A 14,059-nucleotide genomic window follows, 5' to 3' on the forward strand; every position below is an offset into this window, starting at 1 on the left:
AACCGGTCCCCGGCCCCCGTTGTCAGTGGTGGCCCGCACAATGGATCGCGTAACTCGAAACGTGACGAAAGGGCCGGTGACCCATGACGGTGTGGGATGACCTGGTGGGCCAGGAGAAGGTGAGCGAGCAGCTCGATGCCGCCGCTCGGGACGCCGACGCCTTCGTCACCGCGGCGACCACCGGCACAGCCCCGCCGGAGGCGTCGAAGATGACGCACGCCTGGCTGTTCACGGGCCCGCCCGGCGCCGGACGGAACCAGGCGGCTCGGGCCTTCGCCGCCGCGCTGCAGTGCGTCAGCCCCGACCGCGCGCTCGGCGGCAGCCCCGGCTGCGGCTTCTGCGACGGCTGTCATACGGCGCTGATCGGCACCCACGCCGACGTCACCACCGTGGCCGCCGTGGGCACGCAGATCCTCGCCGACGACATGCGGGACACGGTCCGCAAGTCCTTCACCTCGCCGGCGACCGGCCGTTGGCAGATCATCCTCGTCGAGGACGCCGAGCGGCTGAACGAGAAGTCGGCCAACGCGGTCCTCAAGGCCGTAGAGGAACCGGCCCCCCGCACGGTCTGGCTCCTCTGCGCCCCCTCGATCGAGGACGTCCTCCCCACGATCCGTTCCCGCTGCCGCCACCTGAACCTGAACACCCCCTCGGTCGACGCCATCGCCGACCTGCTCGTCCGTCGGGAGGGCGTCGAGCCTGCCGTGGCGGCGGCCGCGGCGCGTGCCACCCAGGGCCATGTCGACCGGGCCCGCCGCCTGGCCACCGACCCGGCCGCGCGCGAGCGCCGGGCCGCCGTACTGAAGCTGCCGTTGCGCGTCGAGGATGTCGGCGGCTGTCTCAAGGCGGCTCAGGAGCTGGTGGACGCCGCGGCCGAGGACGCGAAGCAGTTGGCGGAGGAGGTGGACGACAAGGAGACCGAGGAGATGAAGGCCGCGATGGGCGGCGGCCAGGGCAGCCGGATGCCGCGCGGCACCGCCGGGGTGATGAAGGACCTGGAGGACAAGCAGAAGCGCCGGAGAACGCGCACGCAGCGCGACAGCCTCGACCTCGCGCTGACCGACCTCACCGCGTTCTACCGGGATGTCCTGGCCCTCCAGTTCGGCTCCCGGGTGGCGATCGCCAACGCGGACGCCGAGGACGCGTTGGAGCGGCTCGCGCGCGCCGGTTCGCCGGAGTCCACGTTGCGCCGTATCGAGGCGATCGGCGCGTGCCGCGTGGCGCTCGACCGGAATGTGTCGCCGCTGCTCGCGGTGGAGGCGATGACGTTGGCGCTCAGAGCGGGGTGAGGAGCGCGGGTTGGACCGCGGGCTGAGCGGTGGGCTGATCTTTCGGGCGTGAGGTTGACGGTGTAACTCGTCCGGGGCGGATCATGCGCGCAGAGCATTCGCGTGATCGCGCAGGGTTACGCTCGGTCGATGTACATCAGGCGCCCCCTCCGCCGGCCCAGCGAGCGCAGCCAGCCGAGCCAGCCCAGCCAGGACCGTCGAAGCCACGGAAGCCCCCGCACCCGTCGGACCGGCGGCGCGCTGCTCGCCGTAGCAGCGCTGCTCGTGTCCGCCGCGTGTTCCTCGGGGAGTTCGACGACGGCGACGAGTCCGGCGGCGGACGTGGCGCTGGCCGCGCTGCCGCAGGCGACGCCGTCCACGCTGACGTCGTACTACGGGCAGAAGCTCGGTTGGCACACCTGCGGTGTTCCCGGATTCGAGTGCGCCACGATGAAGGCGCCGCTGGACTACGACAAGCCCGCCGCCGGGGACATCCGGCTCGCGGTCGCGCGCAAGAAGGCCACCGGCAAGGGCAAAGCGCTCGGTTCGCTGATGGTCAACCCGGGCGGGCCGGGCGGTTCGGCGGTCGGCTATCTCCAGCAGTACGCCGGGATCGGCTACCCGGCCGAGGTCCGCGCGCGCTACGACATGGTCGCGATGGACCCCCGGGGCGTCGCCCGCAGCGAGCCGGTCGAGTGCCTCGGCGGGCGGGCCATGGACACGTTCACGCAGACCGACACGACCCCCGACGACCAGCACGAGACCACCGAACTCGTGGGCGAGTACAAGAAGTTCGCGGAGGGCTGCGGCGCCCATTCGCCCGACGTCCTGCGCCATGTCTCGACGATCGAGGCGGCGCGGGACATGGACATCCTGCGGGCGGTGCTGGGCGACCGGAAACTGACGTACGTCGGGGCGTCGTACGGTACGTTCCTCGGAGCGACGTACGCGGGACTCTTCCCCGACCGGGTCGGCCGCGTGGTCCTCGACGGCGCGATGGACCCGTCCCTCCCCGCGCGCCGGATGAACCTCGACCAGACGGCGGGCTTCGAGACGGCGTTCCAGTCCTTCGCGAAGGACTGCGTACGGCAGACCGACTGCCCGCTCGGCGGCAAGGGCACGACGCCCGCCAAGGTCGGCACGAACCTGAAGGCCTTCTTCCGCAAGCTCGACGCGCACCCGATCCCCACCGGCGACGCGGACGGCCGCAAGCTCGGCGAGGCGCTCGCCACCACCGGCGTGATCGCGGCGATGTACGACGAGGCGGCCTGGCCGCAGTTGCGCGAGGCGCTCACGTCGGCGATGAAGGAGAAGGACGGCGCCGGGCTGCTCGTCCTCTCCGACAGCTACTACGAGCGGGACGCCGACGGCCGCTACTCGAACCTGATGTTCGCCAACGCCGCCGTGAACTGCCTCGATCTGCCGGCCGCGTTCTCGACGCCGGAGCAGGTCGAACAAGCCCTCCCCGCGTTCGAGAAGGCGTCCCCCGTCTTCGGCGAGGGCCTCGCCTGGGCCTCCCTGAACTGCGCGTACTGGCCGGTCAGGGCGACGGGCGAACCCCACCGCATCGAGGCGAAGGGCGCGGCCCCGATCGTGGTCGTCGGCACGACCCGCGACCCGGCGACGCCGTATCGGTGGGCCCAGTCCCTGGCCCACCAGCTCTCGTCGGCCCGCCTGCTGACGTATGTCGGGGACGGGCATACGGCTTATGGGCGCGGCAGTCGGTGCATTGATTCCGCGATCGATGCGTATCTGCTGCGGGGGGTGGCGCCGGGGGAGGGGAAGCGGTGTTCGTAGGTTGGGCGGGGCTTGGGCGTGGGTTGGCGGTGGGTTGCCCATGGGTTGGTCGTGGGTTGGGCCGTGGCTTGCTTGTGGCTGGGGTGCGGCTGCGGTGACTGCGGTTGAGGTGCTTCGGGGAGTGCTGCCAGGGGGGCTTGGGGCGCGCTTCCCGGGGTGCTTCGGGGTGCGGTCAGGGGTGCGATCGAGGGGTGGACGGAGCACCCCCAGAAACTGTGTAGACTTTCCGACGTTGCTGATCGCACCATGGTGTGGACAGCGCGCCGCCTTAGCTCAGATGGCCAGAGCAACGCACTCGTAATGCGTAGGTCTCGGGTTCGAATCCCGAAGGCGGCTCTGTGGAAGCCTCAGGACTCACTCGCCGTGACCTGGGGCTTTTGCTTTTTCTTGACCGCGTGAGTCGGATCTGGTGAACGCTGCTTTCCTCCCCCGGAAGGTCAGGGGAGGCCAAGGGGAGGCCATTGGTGCAGCGGCGGTGCAGCCGCGACCGAGCGACCGTTGAGCGACAGCCTCGCGGGGCGCCGAACTGAGGTGAAGGGGTTGCTCCTTCCCGTCTGGATGACTTTGTCGCAATCCAACAAAGCACCCCTCTACGCTGGTCCTCATGGCGGACATCAAGAGCGGCACACGGTTCAAGGCCTTGGTGGCCCAGACCTCGGCGGTGCTGCTGACGCGCGGCCTTGAGGTCGAACCGGTAGCGGTTCGAGATGTGGTGGTCTATGTGGTCAACACGGCTGCCGAGAAGGTCGGACTGGACTCCGAGGAGGCGCTCCACCTGGTCTCGCCGGAGATGGTGGCGGACGCGATCGCGGCTGCGGCGGACGACTCCAACGAGGATGCCTCCGCTGTCCACGCTGTGCGTCCGGTCCGTCTGGATGCGCGCACGGTGGACGTGCCCGCCATGGCTCTGGGGCGCCTGGTAATGGCCGGGGCACAAGCCGGAAAGTACGCGGCGGTCAACCATGACAGCCGGGCGGCAGCTCACGCCATGGACCTAGTGACGGAACTCGGGTCCGCCACGGTGTCGGCGAGCGGCGGCGAACTCGTCGAGGTATCGGTGGGAGTGCTCGACGAGCTTGCTGACCTTGTCGAGCGGGCGGTCGGCCGGGTCGAAGTTGGTGAGTGGAGCATCTGCCCGTGCGGGGAGCTGCATGAGCAGGAGGAAGTGGACCGCCGGGTCGTGGTCGCCATGAGCCAGGATGCCGCTATCGCCCGAGAACTGCAGGCAAAGGCAGGCCAGTAGCCGAAACCATGGGAGAGAGCGTGCAGGGGCAGGCGCCCGAATCGAGGCAGGGCCGCGCGTGGAGCGAGGCGGAGGACGCTCGGCTTGTCGACGGTGTACGGGAGGGGCTCACTCTGCAGGATCTCGCCGAGCGGCATGGCCGCTCGACGGGTGCCATCCGCGCTCGCGTGATCCGTCTCGTTCCTCAGCCTGGCCCGGCCGACGATGAGGCGCTGGAGTGGCTGAGGACTCAACTGGCCGTAGATCCCGCGTACTCGTGGCAGAACGTGCTGGACGAACGTCGCCGCCGTGAGCGCGGGGAGTATGACCACCGTATTCTCGCCTCCCGTCCGCCAGTGAGTTCCGCTGCAGTCGTCGAGGTGCTGGCCGACTGGCAGCAGGTGACGAGTCACGTGCTGCGCCCTGAGCGCAGAGAGGTCTTCGTAGCCCGGCAGGTGGTGATCGACCTAGCGACCGTGGCGGCTCCTGTGCGGCAGGCAGCCGCCCGGCGGTTGTGGCAGGAGGCCACGCAGCTGCTGCTGGCCGACTGGCTACTGGAGTGCCTGTGCCCTGGCGCTGTGGGCCTGACAGCTGACTGGACTCTCATTGCCGAACGCGATGCCGACACGGTGCTGGTGTTGCATGAGCTTGCTGCCGTGGCTGTAGGAGAGATGCCTGTCGAGCGGAATCGGGAGATCATGTCTCGCCGCTTTGGCCTGCACGATCAGCCGGCCCAACCGCTGGAGAAGGTGGCAGACGCTCTCGGCATCTCCCGGGACCGGGTTCGGCAGCTGCAGACTAAGGCGATCCGCAGCATGGCGAACACCACCGCGCCAGCCTCCCAGAAACTCCGCAAGCTGCTGGCCGAGCTGAGTTGCGTGAACGGAGTACCGCCTGATGCAGGACCGTCGACTGCTGAACGTCTGTTTGACCTGGCCGAGGTCCTACTGCCGTCGGTAGCGCCGCGGCAGGCGGTGCCGCTGCTCGCCAGCCTGGCCGGCGCCCACAAGTTGCGCGCGGACAACCTGGCGGCCGAGGCCATGACGATACGCACCCTGCGCCACGACGCCTTCCGCCGCGAAGCAACACGACTGGGTCGTATCGAGCGCTCTACCCAACGCTGGGCGGCACTGTCGGCCGAAGCCAATTGGTTTGGGATATCCGAACCGGCCCCACCGCGCGAGGAGCTGGAAGCGCTCCGAGAGATAGACCCCGACGATGGGCGCTCCGGGGCGTGGCACTGCCCCAAGCTGGGCCGGGACGTGGCATACGAGTCGGACACTGAGCTGCGGATGATCCAGCTGCTCAGCTTCGCCGAACAGATTGCGTACTACCAGGAACAGCCCCTCGCCATCAGCTATCAGTTCGCCGGGCAACAGCGCACCTACTACCCGGATCTGCTCGTGGCGACCACCGACGGGCGCTGCATCCTCGTCGAGGTCAAACCCATCTACGAGATGGCGATTGCCATCAATGTCGCCAAGTACCGTGCCATGGAGGAGTTCTGCCGCGACCGAGGCTGGGGCTTTGTGGCAACCGATAGCAACCGCGCCCGCAGTCTTCTTGAGAATCGATCGGTCGATCCGCGCCTGGACGCCGCGGTCAGTGCCGCCCTGGACGAGCATGGAGAACTGACGTGGCCCCAGGTGCGCGCCGCTGCCGGATCCATGCCCCTGGACTCCATGGACCTCGCAGCCCTGATTCTCAGGCGCGGTTGGGCGTGGCACACCCGCCCCTACCGGCTGCGTGCCGGCACGCAGACCAACACCTCCAATGCCCTGTCGGGGTCTGCCGCTCTCATGCTCCTCGTTCCTGCACTGAACGCTGATCCAGATTCTGTCTCGTCGTGCACTACAAGGCAGCGTGCCCCGCTCTCCGGATGACATCGAGGCGGCCCGCACTCCCGCAGGCGGCTGGCCCCGGGACCAACTCGCTGCCTGGGGCGTTCCTTGGCCCCCGCCCAAGGGCTGGAGAAAGAGGCTCATCAACCAGTGGCAGGCTGACCACCAGGAGGAGCGTCCGGGCTGATCACACCCGCCACCCGAGAGGACCAGTCCGCACGACCGCCCCACACTCTCAGAGGCGGCGTACGCCTCGCGCGGAAGCTGATGTCGCACGGCCAGCAGAACACTCACTGGCCAGCTCGTGCTCTGTCACAGCGTCTGTGACTGAGCGCCACAGCTGGCCACTTGAGCGCCGTTGTCGGCCAGCGAACAGGGGGATCAACGCCCAGATTTGTCCCATTCTCATGGCGGGCTGGCAGAACTACGGTTCCGCTCATGGACTGGGGGACACTACTTGGCACAATCGTCGGCGCCGCGCTCGGGATCGGCTCGACCATGCTTGCTGACCACACGCGATACCGTCGCGAGCAAGCGAACCGCGTGCACGACAACCTTCGAGATCTCTACAGCACCTATCTCGCTGCTCTGAACGACAGCTCGTCTGCCCTACGCGTCATCATCCTCAGGGAGAGCGACACCACGGCGCGATACCAGGCGGCTCTGGATGCCTTTCGCGACGCCTCGGTACTGACGCAACGCTACGGAATCGCCCTGCAGGCCCCTCCGGCGGTTCAAGAGAATTCCGACCGGGCGTACAGACTGCTCCGGCAATGGCGTGACCTGCTGAACACGCATCCAGACCTCTCCACCACGTCGCCGGAGTACCTCGAAGGGCTGGAACGGTTCCACCAAGCCCGCAAGGACCTCCAGGTCGCTATGCGTGCAAGTCTCATTGCCGCGGAAAGGTAGCGCGCCTCGCCCGGCCAAGTACGGGACTCAGTTCGGCCAGCTTGTCGGCGGCGGTTGAACGCAGACGACGCCGACACAGCTAGAGCACTCAGCGGCCAGGTGAAGCACTCTCACAGTGTCAAGCCTCTGACCTGGCGTTTTCGTGCTAGCAAAAGTTAGCGTTACACTCCTGCCAGCACTACACGTGTGTCCGGAGTCGAGTCGAGTCTGTCCTCCTGCGCGTGTGCTCTCAAAGTCTTCGCGCCGACTGCGCTCGTGGCGCCGTGTCAGGTGTTCAGTGATTGCGAAAGAGTCCTGACTCCTGCCGTTGCCCGTCAGCGGTCCGGTCCCCTTCTCGGCATTCGGGCGGGAGGGTCCCGGCAATGGTGGAGGTGTCGTCCCAGCACCGCGCTGACCGTACGGGATGTCGGTCGGCCTGCCGCTACCACCCGATCCCGTGGCCAGCTTCGGCATCGCTTCCTCAATGCATCGCGCGCTGTGATAGGGCATACTGGGCGGCAGGTTCGCCCTGCCCAGATGGCGAGCAGGTCGGAATCCAGCACAAGGAAAGCGGCGTAGGTAGAGGCTAAATGAATCGGCTTAAGGGTCTTCTAGACATTCGTTTTATTTACGAAATGTAATAACGACCCCTGCCCGAAAAGCCGTTCCAAACCTCCTTCGCCAGGCCATCCACATAAGTTTCCTGAGGGTAATCTCGATTCCCGGGCCCTCAATCAAGCTTCCCTGAAAGACCGCCGGACCGCCTTTGGCGGCACCGGGTTTCAGCGTGCCCGCACGCCCCGGCGCTTCTGCGTCGCCTCCTACTCACTCGCCGTTGGCCAGAGGCCCGGCTTGTCAGGCACGAGGCGGCGGGGCCGCTGTGTGCCAGAAGGGCACACCCGGTGAGCCTTCCCCCTAGCATCTCCTCGGCAAGCATCCTGGCGGGGCTGCCTGCCGCTCTCGCGGGCCTGGGGGGTGCCCCGTGGTGGGCCGTGGGAGTCATTCTTCTCTTGGCGTACTTGACCGTTCCCATGACCGCAATGGTCCTGGATCACGTACGGCAGCGGAAAGGAGATGCGGTCGACGAGAAATTCGCGGCGACTCTGGAAGAAATAACTGATCCTGAAAAAAGAATCCAGGCAATCATCAACTACCGGCAGGCCACCGGGGCGACATCGCTACCGCCACCACCACCCGAGCCCCCTCCAGGGTCACTGCCGCCCGACACATCCCCCGGAGGCACCGAGGGGAATTCCTAGGCGCCAAGCGAGACTTTCGCCCGAGCCACGAGGTCGCGCCGACCTACGGTGTATTGCGGGCTTCGTACCGCCGAGCGGCATGTTCCAGGAGCTTCAGGCATGCCTTGGCTAGGGCTTCAAGCTGTGCGTCGTCGACCACGAAGCCGATGAGGTAGCCGTCGGCTGTGGGGGTGGCGATGCGAGGTTCGGAAGCGCGAAGGTTCGGCCAGATGCGACCGTGGGCGAAGCCGGACGCTACCCGCCAAGATGCCCGGGTTCGCTCAGGATTGAGCCCGGCAGTCGAGGCCGCAGCGAAGATGATGTCTCCAGCGCTCGGCCTGGGCAGCTTGGGGAGACCCAGGTTGTCGGCGAGCTGCTTGATCTCCTCATGACGTTGCCAGCCGGTCTTCTCCTTGGGTCCCGTGACGACGTGCTGCACGTCGGCTTCATGCTGGGCGCGATTGCGAAAGTCTTCTGCCCACAAGCTGAGCGCGCGATGCTGGCGCTCGGCTCGGTCCTTGCCGTCCAGCAGCCACACGGCCGTGGCGAAGTTCTCCTGAGCACCGCGCAGCAGGGTCCACGGGCTGTACGGATCGATCTGCTTCGCGACGACCACCAGCTTGGTCAGGGCCTCGACATGCATCAGGCCGGCCGCGAAGGAGGAACGGACGAACTTGGCGGCGCCCCACGACTTCAACGGTCTGTCGTCCGCTGCCAGGCTGCCGCGAGCCGCAGGCTCGGGCAACAGCGTGAAATGGTCCTCGGCCCGATACGCTGCCGCCGCATTGAAGAGCGGGGCCAGGTAGGAGATATCCTCCGCCCCCTTCTCAGACACCCTCATAGTCCGAGAGGCTACGACGTTGCTGAGACGTTGAGCCTGTAATTATCAGCTGGGAGGCGGCCCGCCGGGTCAAGGCCGTCGGTAGCGAGCTGTTGGTTCGGGCGTCGTTCCGGGCCGTATCCATATCGTCGGCACGGGAGTTGGCGAGCATGGAGCCGCCCCACCCAGGTGTCATGCGGTTCCTCATGACAGCAGGCGGTCGCGAGACACCCCTGCGCAGGTGGAACATCAACCACGACCACCGAGCGAGGCGGCCTCCGGTCAGATACCCGCTGACCGGAGGCCCGTAAAGCGGTAGCAGGCTAGGCCGTACGCTCGTCGGAGGTGCCCTTACCCCGGCGGCGTCGGGCGCGGGGTACCAACTTGACGACCGCCTCTGCAGCAGCGCGTGCGAGGTCGTCGAGGACGGCCTGGTAGATGTCCCGCGTGATGCGTGTGTCGCTGTGACCGAGTGTGTCGGATACGACCTTGATGTCGATCCCGGCCGCCAGCATGAGGGTCGCTGCGCCGTGTCGGAGGTCGTGCAGTCGGACTGGTGGCAGGCCGGCGGCTGTGACCAGCCGCTCGAAGAGGTCGCTCACCTTCCCGGGGTGGAGCCAGGAGCCATCCTCCTGAGTAAAGATCCGGCCGGTCAGCTTCCAGCCGGTTCCCCACTTCCGCCGGTCCTTGTCCTGCTGGCGCTTGTGGTCGCGCAGATACTCGATGGACTCGCCGTCCAGCGCTATGAGGCGGATGCCGCTGTCGGTCTTGGGAGCGCCCTCGATGATGTCCCAACCGTCCTGCACGAGCTGGGTGGCGACTGCGAGCGATTCGCCTGCGAAATTGAGGTCCATCCACCGAAGGCCGCAGGCTTCACCACGCCGCAACCCCCGGAACGCGATCAGGTGCCACAAGCCGTACAGGCGGTCCTCGGCGATGAAGTCCAGGAAGCGCCCGGTTTGCTCAGGTGTCCAGACCATCACCGGAGACGGCTTCTCCCCGGTGGCTTCCCAGTGCGCGACTCGCTCGTCGGTCCACACCAGGGCCTTGGGCTTCGCCCCGGGCTCCAACTCGACATGCTCCGCCGGGTTGAAGTTGGACATGGCCTGCTGCGCGATCGCGACGTTTAGCGCCGCGCGCAGGGTGGCCTTGATGTGTTGCTGAGTGCTGGCGCCAGTCACTCGTCGAAACGGCGGCATGGCGTCGATCGACTCCTGCACTGCCTTACGGCGGGCCCGGTTGTCCACGCCCTTCCACGGGATCGTCCTGAGCAGATCGAGCGCGGCCCGCCGCTGGGCGTTCTGCTCGGCGATCTCGATGTTGGCCTCGTTGATCCCGTCGAACATCGTGTCCAGATGATGAACACGCAGCTTGTCGAGACGGACGTCGCCCAGATGCGGCTTCAGATGAACACGGACATCGCACTCGTAGCGCTTGAGGCCAGTCACGCGTAGCCGCTTACGTCCGGCGAGCCAGAGGTCGAGCCATTCGCCGACGGTCATCTTGGAGTTGAGGCTCTGGCCGGTCGCGAAGCGGCGACGGGTCTCGTCGTAGTCGGGAAGTGGCTCCTTGTTCTTTGCGCAGGCTTCCAGAAGATCACTGATCGCCATCTGACCAGTCGGATCATCTTCATCGGGCAGCGCTAGCAGCGCGCGGACCTTGTTAAGTTCCTCCGTGGCCTTCGCGGAGCTCTCAAGCCCGTACCGACGGAACCGGCGACGGTTGCCGTCCTGCCGGGGCAGCAGTTCCTGGACAACGACCCACGTACCGTGGCGTTTGCTGGAGAACTTCGGGCAAGTCTTCCCATAGTTCTTGCCCGTCTTTGGGTCGCGGCACGAGCAGCGCCGGGTGATCGAACCGTTCACTCACTGTCCTCGGAGTCGGCACTGCGCTGGTCCACGAAGGAGAGATCGGCGGGCAGGGCCGGCGGAACCAGCCCGCGCTCATGCATCGTGTGGCGGAACTCCTGCAGTTCCCTGCAGTCGTCAAAGGCAAGTTGCTCGTACGAGGCTGCTGCTTCCAGGAGGGTCTCGCGCCGACCCGAATCGAGCGTGATGCTGGCCTTGCGCCGCCGCTCCTTTGCCAGGCGAGTGGACGTCACAGCCGTGGCCACGGCGTCGCTGTGGGCGCGGAAGGTGTCCAGTACCTCCCGGGCGGAGCCTTGTGGAGCGGACCTCTCCAGCGGCGTCTCGCCGGTGAACCAGGCCACCGCCTCCCAGGTCGCGACCTCTCGCTCAGGGAGCACGGCGACGGAAGCCTCCGTACCCAGGGGGAACAGCAGGCTGATGGGCGGGACCTTGTAGACCTCGGCAAGGACGAGGAACTCCGCGAGGTCGATCGAACTGCGGCGACCGGTCTCCAGGTTCGTGATCGTCGTCTTGGGGACCGGCAGGCCCAGGGCCGTACACGCCTCAGCGGCCTCCGCCACGGTGAGGCTGGCGGCCTTGCGGGCGTGACGCATCTGCTCGGCAACGCGGGCGGTGAAGCGCGGCGACCAGTCTCTGTTCGTCATGGCTGCAATTTACGTCGTAAAAATGGGTGACTGCAACATCAGTGATACAGATTCTGTCGTCAGTGCACCTGTAGCGATCGGAAGATGTCATGGAAGCACGTAAGGCTGGCCGAGGGATGACTCGCGAAGAGCTGCTCGCTCTGCCCGTCGCTGTAGACCTCGATACGGCCAACAGGGCGCTGACGATCGGTCGCAGCACGGGATACGCCCTGGCGAAGAGGGACCAATACCCGGTCGCTGTCCTCAAGCTCGGCAACGCCTACCGCGTGGTCACCTCGGAACTGCACCAGCTCCTGGGCATAGTCCCGGATCGGGTTGCCGGGAGCGGTGAGCTCTGCGCGTAACCATCACTGTCGGCCGAGGCCACGGAGAAGTCGGCTCGCCGGACGGCAAGCGGTTCCTCGAGAATGGCGGGCTGCTGCTGACGCTGGCGAGACAGCCCGGGCAATGTTGGGTCCGATCCTCGACGCCTCGTGGGAAGAAAAACGGGCATGCGACGTCACGCCCGCGCCGTCCTCAAAGCACTCCTCTGTGACTAGTTCTACCCAGCGGTGAACGGAGCATGGAGCGATGCCGGAGTATGTGATTGCGGCGGGAGTCACAGTGGTGGGGTACTTGGCGGTCGTGTTGCGTATCTGGGTGCATACGAGGGGGCTGGTTCAACTGGAGAAGGTCCGCGGATCATTCCGCCGCGACGTAGTGCGTGAGCTTCCTGAGGGCAGCCGCTTCGTCGATCGAGCGGACCAACTGACCATTGAAGTGGGGCAGGGCGCAGGACGCGAGGGAGTCCGGCGTGGCCTGGGCAACTGACTGGACAACCCGTGCGGCGTGCCGGACGGCCGACCCCGACGAGATGTTCGTCCAGGCAACAGCGCAAGACAGACAGAAGACCGTGTGTACCGGCTGCCCGGTACGCACCGAATGCCTTGCCGATGCCCTCGACAACCGCGTTGAGTTTGGGGTTTGGGGTGGCATGACCGAGCGGGAGCGCCGAGCCCTGCTGCGGAGGCGCCCTGCGGTCAGTTCGTGGCGTCGACTTCTCGAAGCTGCCAGGACGGACTATGAGAGGAGTGCAGAACCCCTCGAACAAGAGCGTCCGCCATGGCTGAGCACCGAGGAGGAAGCCGCCTTCACAACCGTGTTCCGGGATCAGTTCGTGCCCCTGGTGGGCTTCCTGATCAAGGCAGGCGGGTCACGGCAGGACGCGGAGGACGCTGTCCAGGCCGCATTTGTTGAACTAGCGAAGACCTGGCGTCGGGTCGACCGCCCCAAACCATGGCTGCGAACGACGGCCTTCCGCATGTGGTTGAAGTCGGTGCACCGCATCCGGCCCGACGAGTTGGCCGATGAGGTTCCAGAACGCCGGGCAGGCGATCACAGCCTCGACGTGGCGGAGAAGATAGCCATGGTCCAACTCCTTCGGCGCTTGCCCCTCCTGCAGCGTACGGTGATGGCATTCGAAATCGATGGGTGCACTCCGTCCGAGACCGCCGAGGCGCTGGGAATGCCAGCTGTGAACGTACGCCAGAACCTGCGGCGGGCGCGCGTGAACCTAGAGCGTTTGCTGGAGGAAGATGAGGGAGGTGCGGAGTGAGCACCAATCCGTCCGAGAATTCCCGCCTTCAGAAGCTTCTACGGGCAGGGTCAGCCGAGCTGGAAGCCACGCTGGCCGAGTCGACTGACCTCGACGAAAAGTTGTCAGCTGCTCTGACAGCAGGTGTACCTGAAGTGCGGGAGCCATCCCGACTCACCAGAGTGCTGCAGACTGGCGAGGCAGGCCTGCAAGAGACTCTTGGTGCTTCGACCGACGTTGAGCAGCGACTGACGGAAACGTTGGACGAGGTGGCGGCCGAGGCGACCGCGGCCACGTTCCTGAAACTCGGTCAGCGAGGTGACGCCTCTCAGCGTGGTCACGCGTCAAGAGGTTCCGAGGACGCAGTTATAGATCCGGAAGTACTGGCGCGGGCTGCGGGCACGGCCATCGTCGCGCTCATGGTCACCGACGCGTGGGAGAGCGCATATCACCGCGTGGTGGCACTGTGGCGCCACGTGGATCCTGAGCGGGCTACCGCGGTCGGTATGGCCCTGGAGGAGACCCGTGAGGAGCTCTTCAAGGCCCAACGCAGGGGAGACCCGGCAGCTATGGAAGACCTGGAGGGCGATTGGTGTCGCCGGTTGAGGCGTCTGCTGGTGGCCGATCCGTCGGCCGCGCCGGAGCTTGAAGAAATTCTCGCCGCGGCTCGGGCGTCGCTGCCCGAGGACGAACGTCCCCCTGCCCCCTCAGCGCAGATGCATGCCCATGCGGGTGGGACCGCACGGGTCTATCAGGTTGGCGGAGACCAGCACATCGTCGAGCGATGAGGAATGGTGCGAGCGCCTCGCAGATGTGACGGGCTGCACGGTCTCTTCGACGCAGATCGATCCGCTGCGGTGCGGGGGAATACCGGGGAGCGCGACTGAGATCACGATG

General features: G+C 66.6%; 10 protein-coding genes, 1 tRNA gene and 2 pseudogenes. 10 read left to right on the top strand and 3 right to left on the bottom strand.

The window, feature by feature from the left end; translation table 11 throughout:
• Positions 1–83 precede the first annotated feature (83 nt).
• The 6 genes from ACIBK4_RS46615 (at position 84) to ACIBK4_RS46640 (ending at position 7,040) form a co-directional block, all read left to right on the top strand.
• On the top strand, positions 84–1,289 hold the full coding sequence (locus tag ACIBK4_RS46615) for a DNA polymerase III subunit delta' (RefSeq protein WP_399005589.1): 1,206 nt from the start codon (positions 84–86) through the stop codon (positions 1,287–1,289).
• 129 nt (positions 1,290–1,418) lie between these two features.
• Positions 1,419–3,065, top strand: coding sequence for an alpha/beta hydrolase (locus tag ACIBK4_RS46620; RefSeq protein WP_399005591.1), 1,647 nt, complete (start codon positions 1,419–1,421; stop codon positions 3,063–3,065).
• Positions 3,066–3,327: 262 nt separating this feature from the next.
• Positions 3,328–3,401: transfer RNA gene (locus tag ACIBK4_RS46625), tRNA-Thr, on the top strand.
• 268 nt (positions 3,402–3,669) lie between these two features.
• A complete protein-coding gene (locus ACIBK4_RS46630; protein WP_399005593.1) occupies positions 3,670–4,308 on the top strand; it encodes a hypothetical protein in 639 nt (212 codons plus the stop codon).
• 20 nt (positions 4,309–4,328) lie between these two features.
• Positions 4,329–6,170, top strand: a complete 1,842-nt coding sequence (locus ACIBK4_RS46635) for a TnsA endonuclease N-terminal domain-containing protein (protein WP_399005595.1) — start codon at positions 4,329–4,331, stop codon at positions 6,168–6,170.
• 396 nt (positions 6,171–6,566) lie between these two features.
• Entirely contained in the window at positions 6,567–7,040 is a 474-nt protein-coding gene (locus tag ACIBK4_RS46640; RefSeq protein WP_399005597.1) for a hypothetical protein, read from the top strand.
• A gap of 1,281 nt (positions 7,041–8,321) precedes the next feature.
• On the opposite strand, the gene ACIBK4_RS46645 is transcribed toward ACIBK4_RS46640, so the two are convergent.
• The 3 genes from ACIBK4_RS46645 to ACIBK4_RS46655 all read right to left on the bottom strand — a co-directional run bounded on the left by ACIBK4_RS46645 (position 8,322) and on the right by ACIBK4_RS46655 (position 11,589).
• On the bottom strand, positions 8,322–9,092 hold the full coding sequence (locus tag ACIBK4_RS46645; RefSeq protein WP_399005599.1) for a hypothetical protein: 771 nt from the start codon (positions 9,090–9,092) through the stop codon (positions 8,322–8,324).
• 308 nt (positions 9,093–9,400) lie between these two features.
• The gene (locus tag ACIBK4_RS46650) at positions 9,401–10,942 is read right to left on the bottom strand and encodes a tyrosine-type recombinase/integrase (RefSeq protein WP_399005601.1); all 1,542 of its coding nucleotides are present in this window, start codon (positions 10,940–10,942) and stop codon (positions 9,401–9,403) included.
• The gene (locus ACIBK4_RS46655) at positions 10,939–11,589 is read right to left on the bottom strand and encodes a helix-turn-helix domain-containing protein (protein WP_399005603.1); all 651 of its coding nucleotides are present in this window, start codon (positions 11,587–11,589) and stop codon (positions 10,939–10,941) included. Before ACIBK4_RS46655 ends, ACIBK4_RS46650 begins: the two co-directional genes overlap by 4 nt.
• 116 nt (positions 11,590–11,705) lie before the next feature.
• Here ACIBK4_RS46655 and ACIBK4_RS46660 point away from each other — a divergent pair, with 116 nt between their 5' ends.
• The 4 genes and pseudogenes from ACIBK4_RS46660 (at position 11,706) to ACIBK4_RS46675 (ending at position 13,950) form a co-directional block, all read left to right on the top strand.
• On the top strand, positions 11,706–11,933 hold the full coding sequence (locus tag ACIBK4_RS46660; RefSeq protein WP_399005605.1) for an integrase: 228 nt from the start codon (positions 11,706–11,708) through the stop codon (positions 11,931–11,933).
• Between the two features lie 509 nt (positions 11,934–12,442).
• A pseudogene (locus tag ACIBK4_RS46665) lies at positions 12,443–12,682 on the top strand (WhiB family transcriptional regulator); the annotation flags it as partial.
• An 84-nt stretch (positions 12,683–12,766) separates the two neighbouring features.
• Positions 12,767–13,183: pseudogene (locus ACIBK4_RS46670) on the top strand (RNA polymerase sigma factor); the annotation flags it as partial.
• Positions 13,180–13,950 (top strand): hypothetical protein, encoded by a 771-nt coding sequence (locus ACIBK4_RS46675; protein ID WP_399005607.1) that lies wholly within the window; start codon positions 13,180–13,182, stop codon positions 13,948–13,950. The pseudogene ACIBK4_RS46670 and the gene ACIBK4_RS46675, both read left to right, overlap by 4 nt.
• Positions 13,951–14,059: the final 109 nt, after the last annotated feature.

It is taken from the genome of Streptomyces sp. NPDC050528, assembly GCF_044457795.1.
Lineage (GTDB): Bacteria > Actinomycetota > Actinomycetes > Streptomycetales > Streptomycetaceae > Streptomyces.

What these genes read in the sequence shown, in the direction of transcription:
- ACIBK4_RS46615 (WP_399005589.1), top strand. Translation starts at nt 84, where the DNA reads ATGACGGTGTGGGATGACCTGGTGGGCCAGGAGAAGGTGAGCGAGCAG.
- ACIBK4_RS46620 (WP_399005591.1), top strand. Translation starts at nt 1,419, where the DNA reads ATGTACATCAGGCGCCCCCTCCGCCGGCCCAGCGAGCGCAGCCAGCCG.
- ACIBK4_RS46630 (WP_399005593.1), top strand. Translation starts at nt 3,670, where the DNA reads ATGGCGGACATCAAGAGCGGCACACGGTTCAAGGCCTTGGTGGCCCAG.
- ACIBK4_RS46640 (WP_399005597.1), top strand. Translation starts at nt 6,567, where the DNA reads ATGGACTGGGGGACACTACTTGGCACAATCGTCGGCGCCGCGCTCGGG.
- ACIBK4_RS46655 (WP_399005603.1), bottom strand. Translation starts at nt 11,589, where the DNA reads ATGACGAACAGAGACTGGTCGCCGCGCTTCACCGCCCGCGTTGCCGAG.
- ACIBK4_RS46660 (WP_399005605.1), top strand. Translation starts at nt 11,706, where the DNA reads ATGACTCGCGAAGAGCTGCTCGCTCTGCCCGTCGCTGTAGACCTCGAT.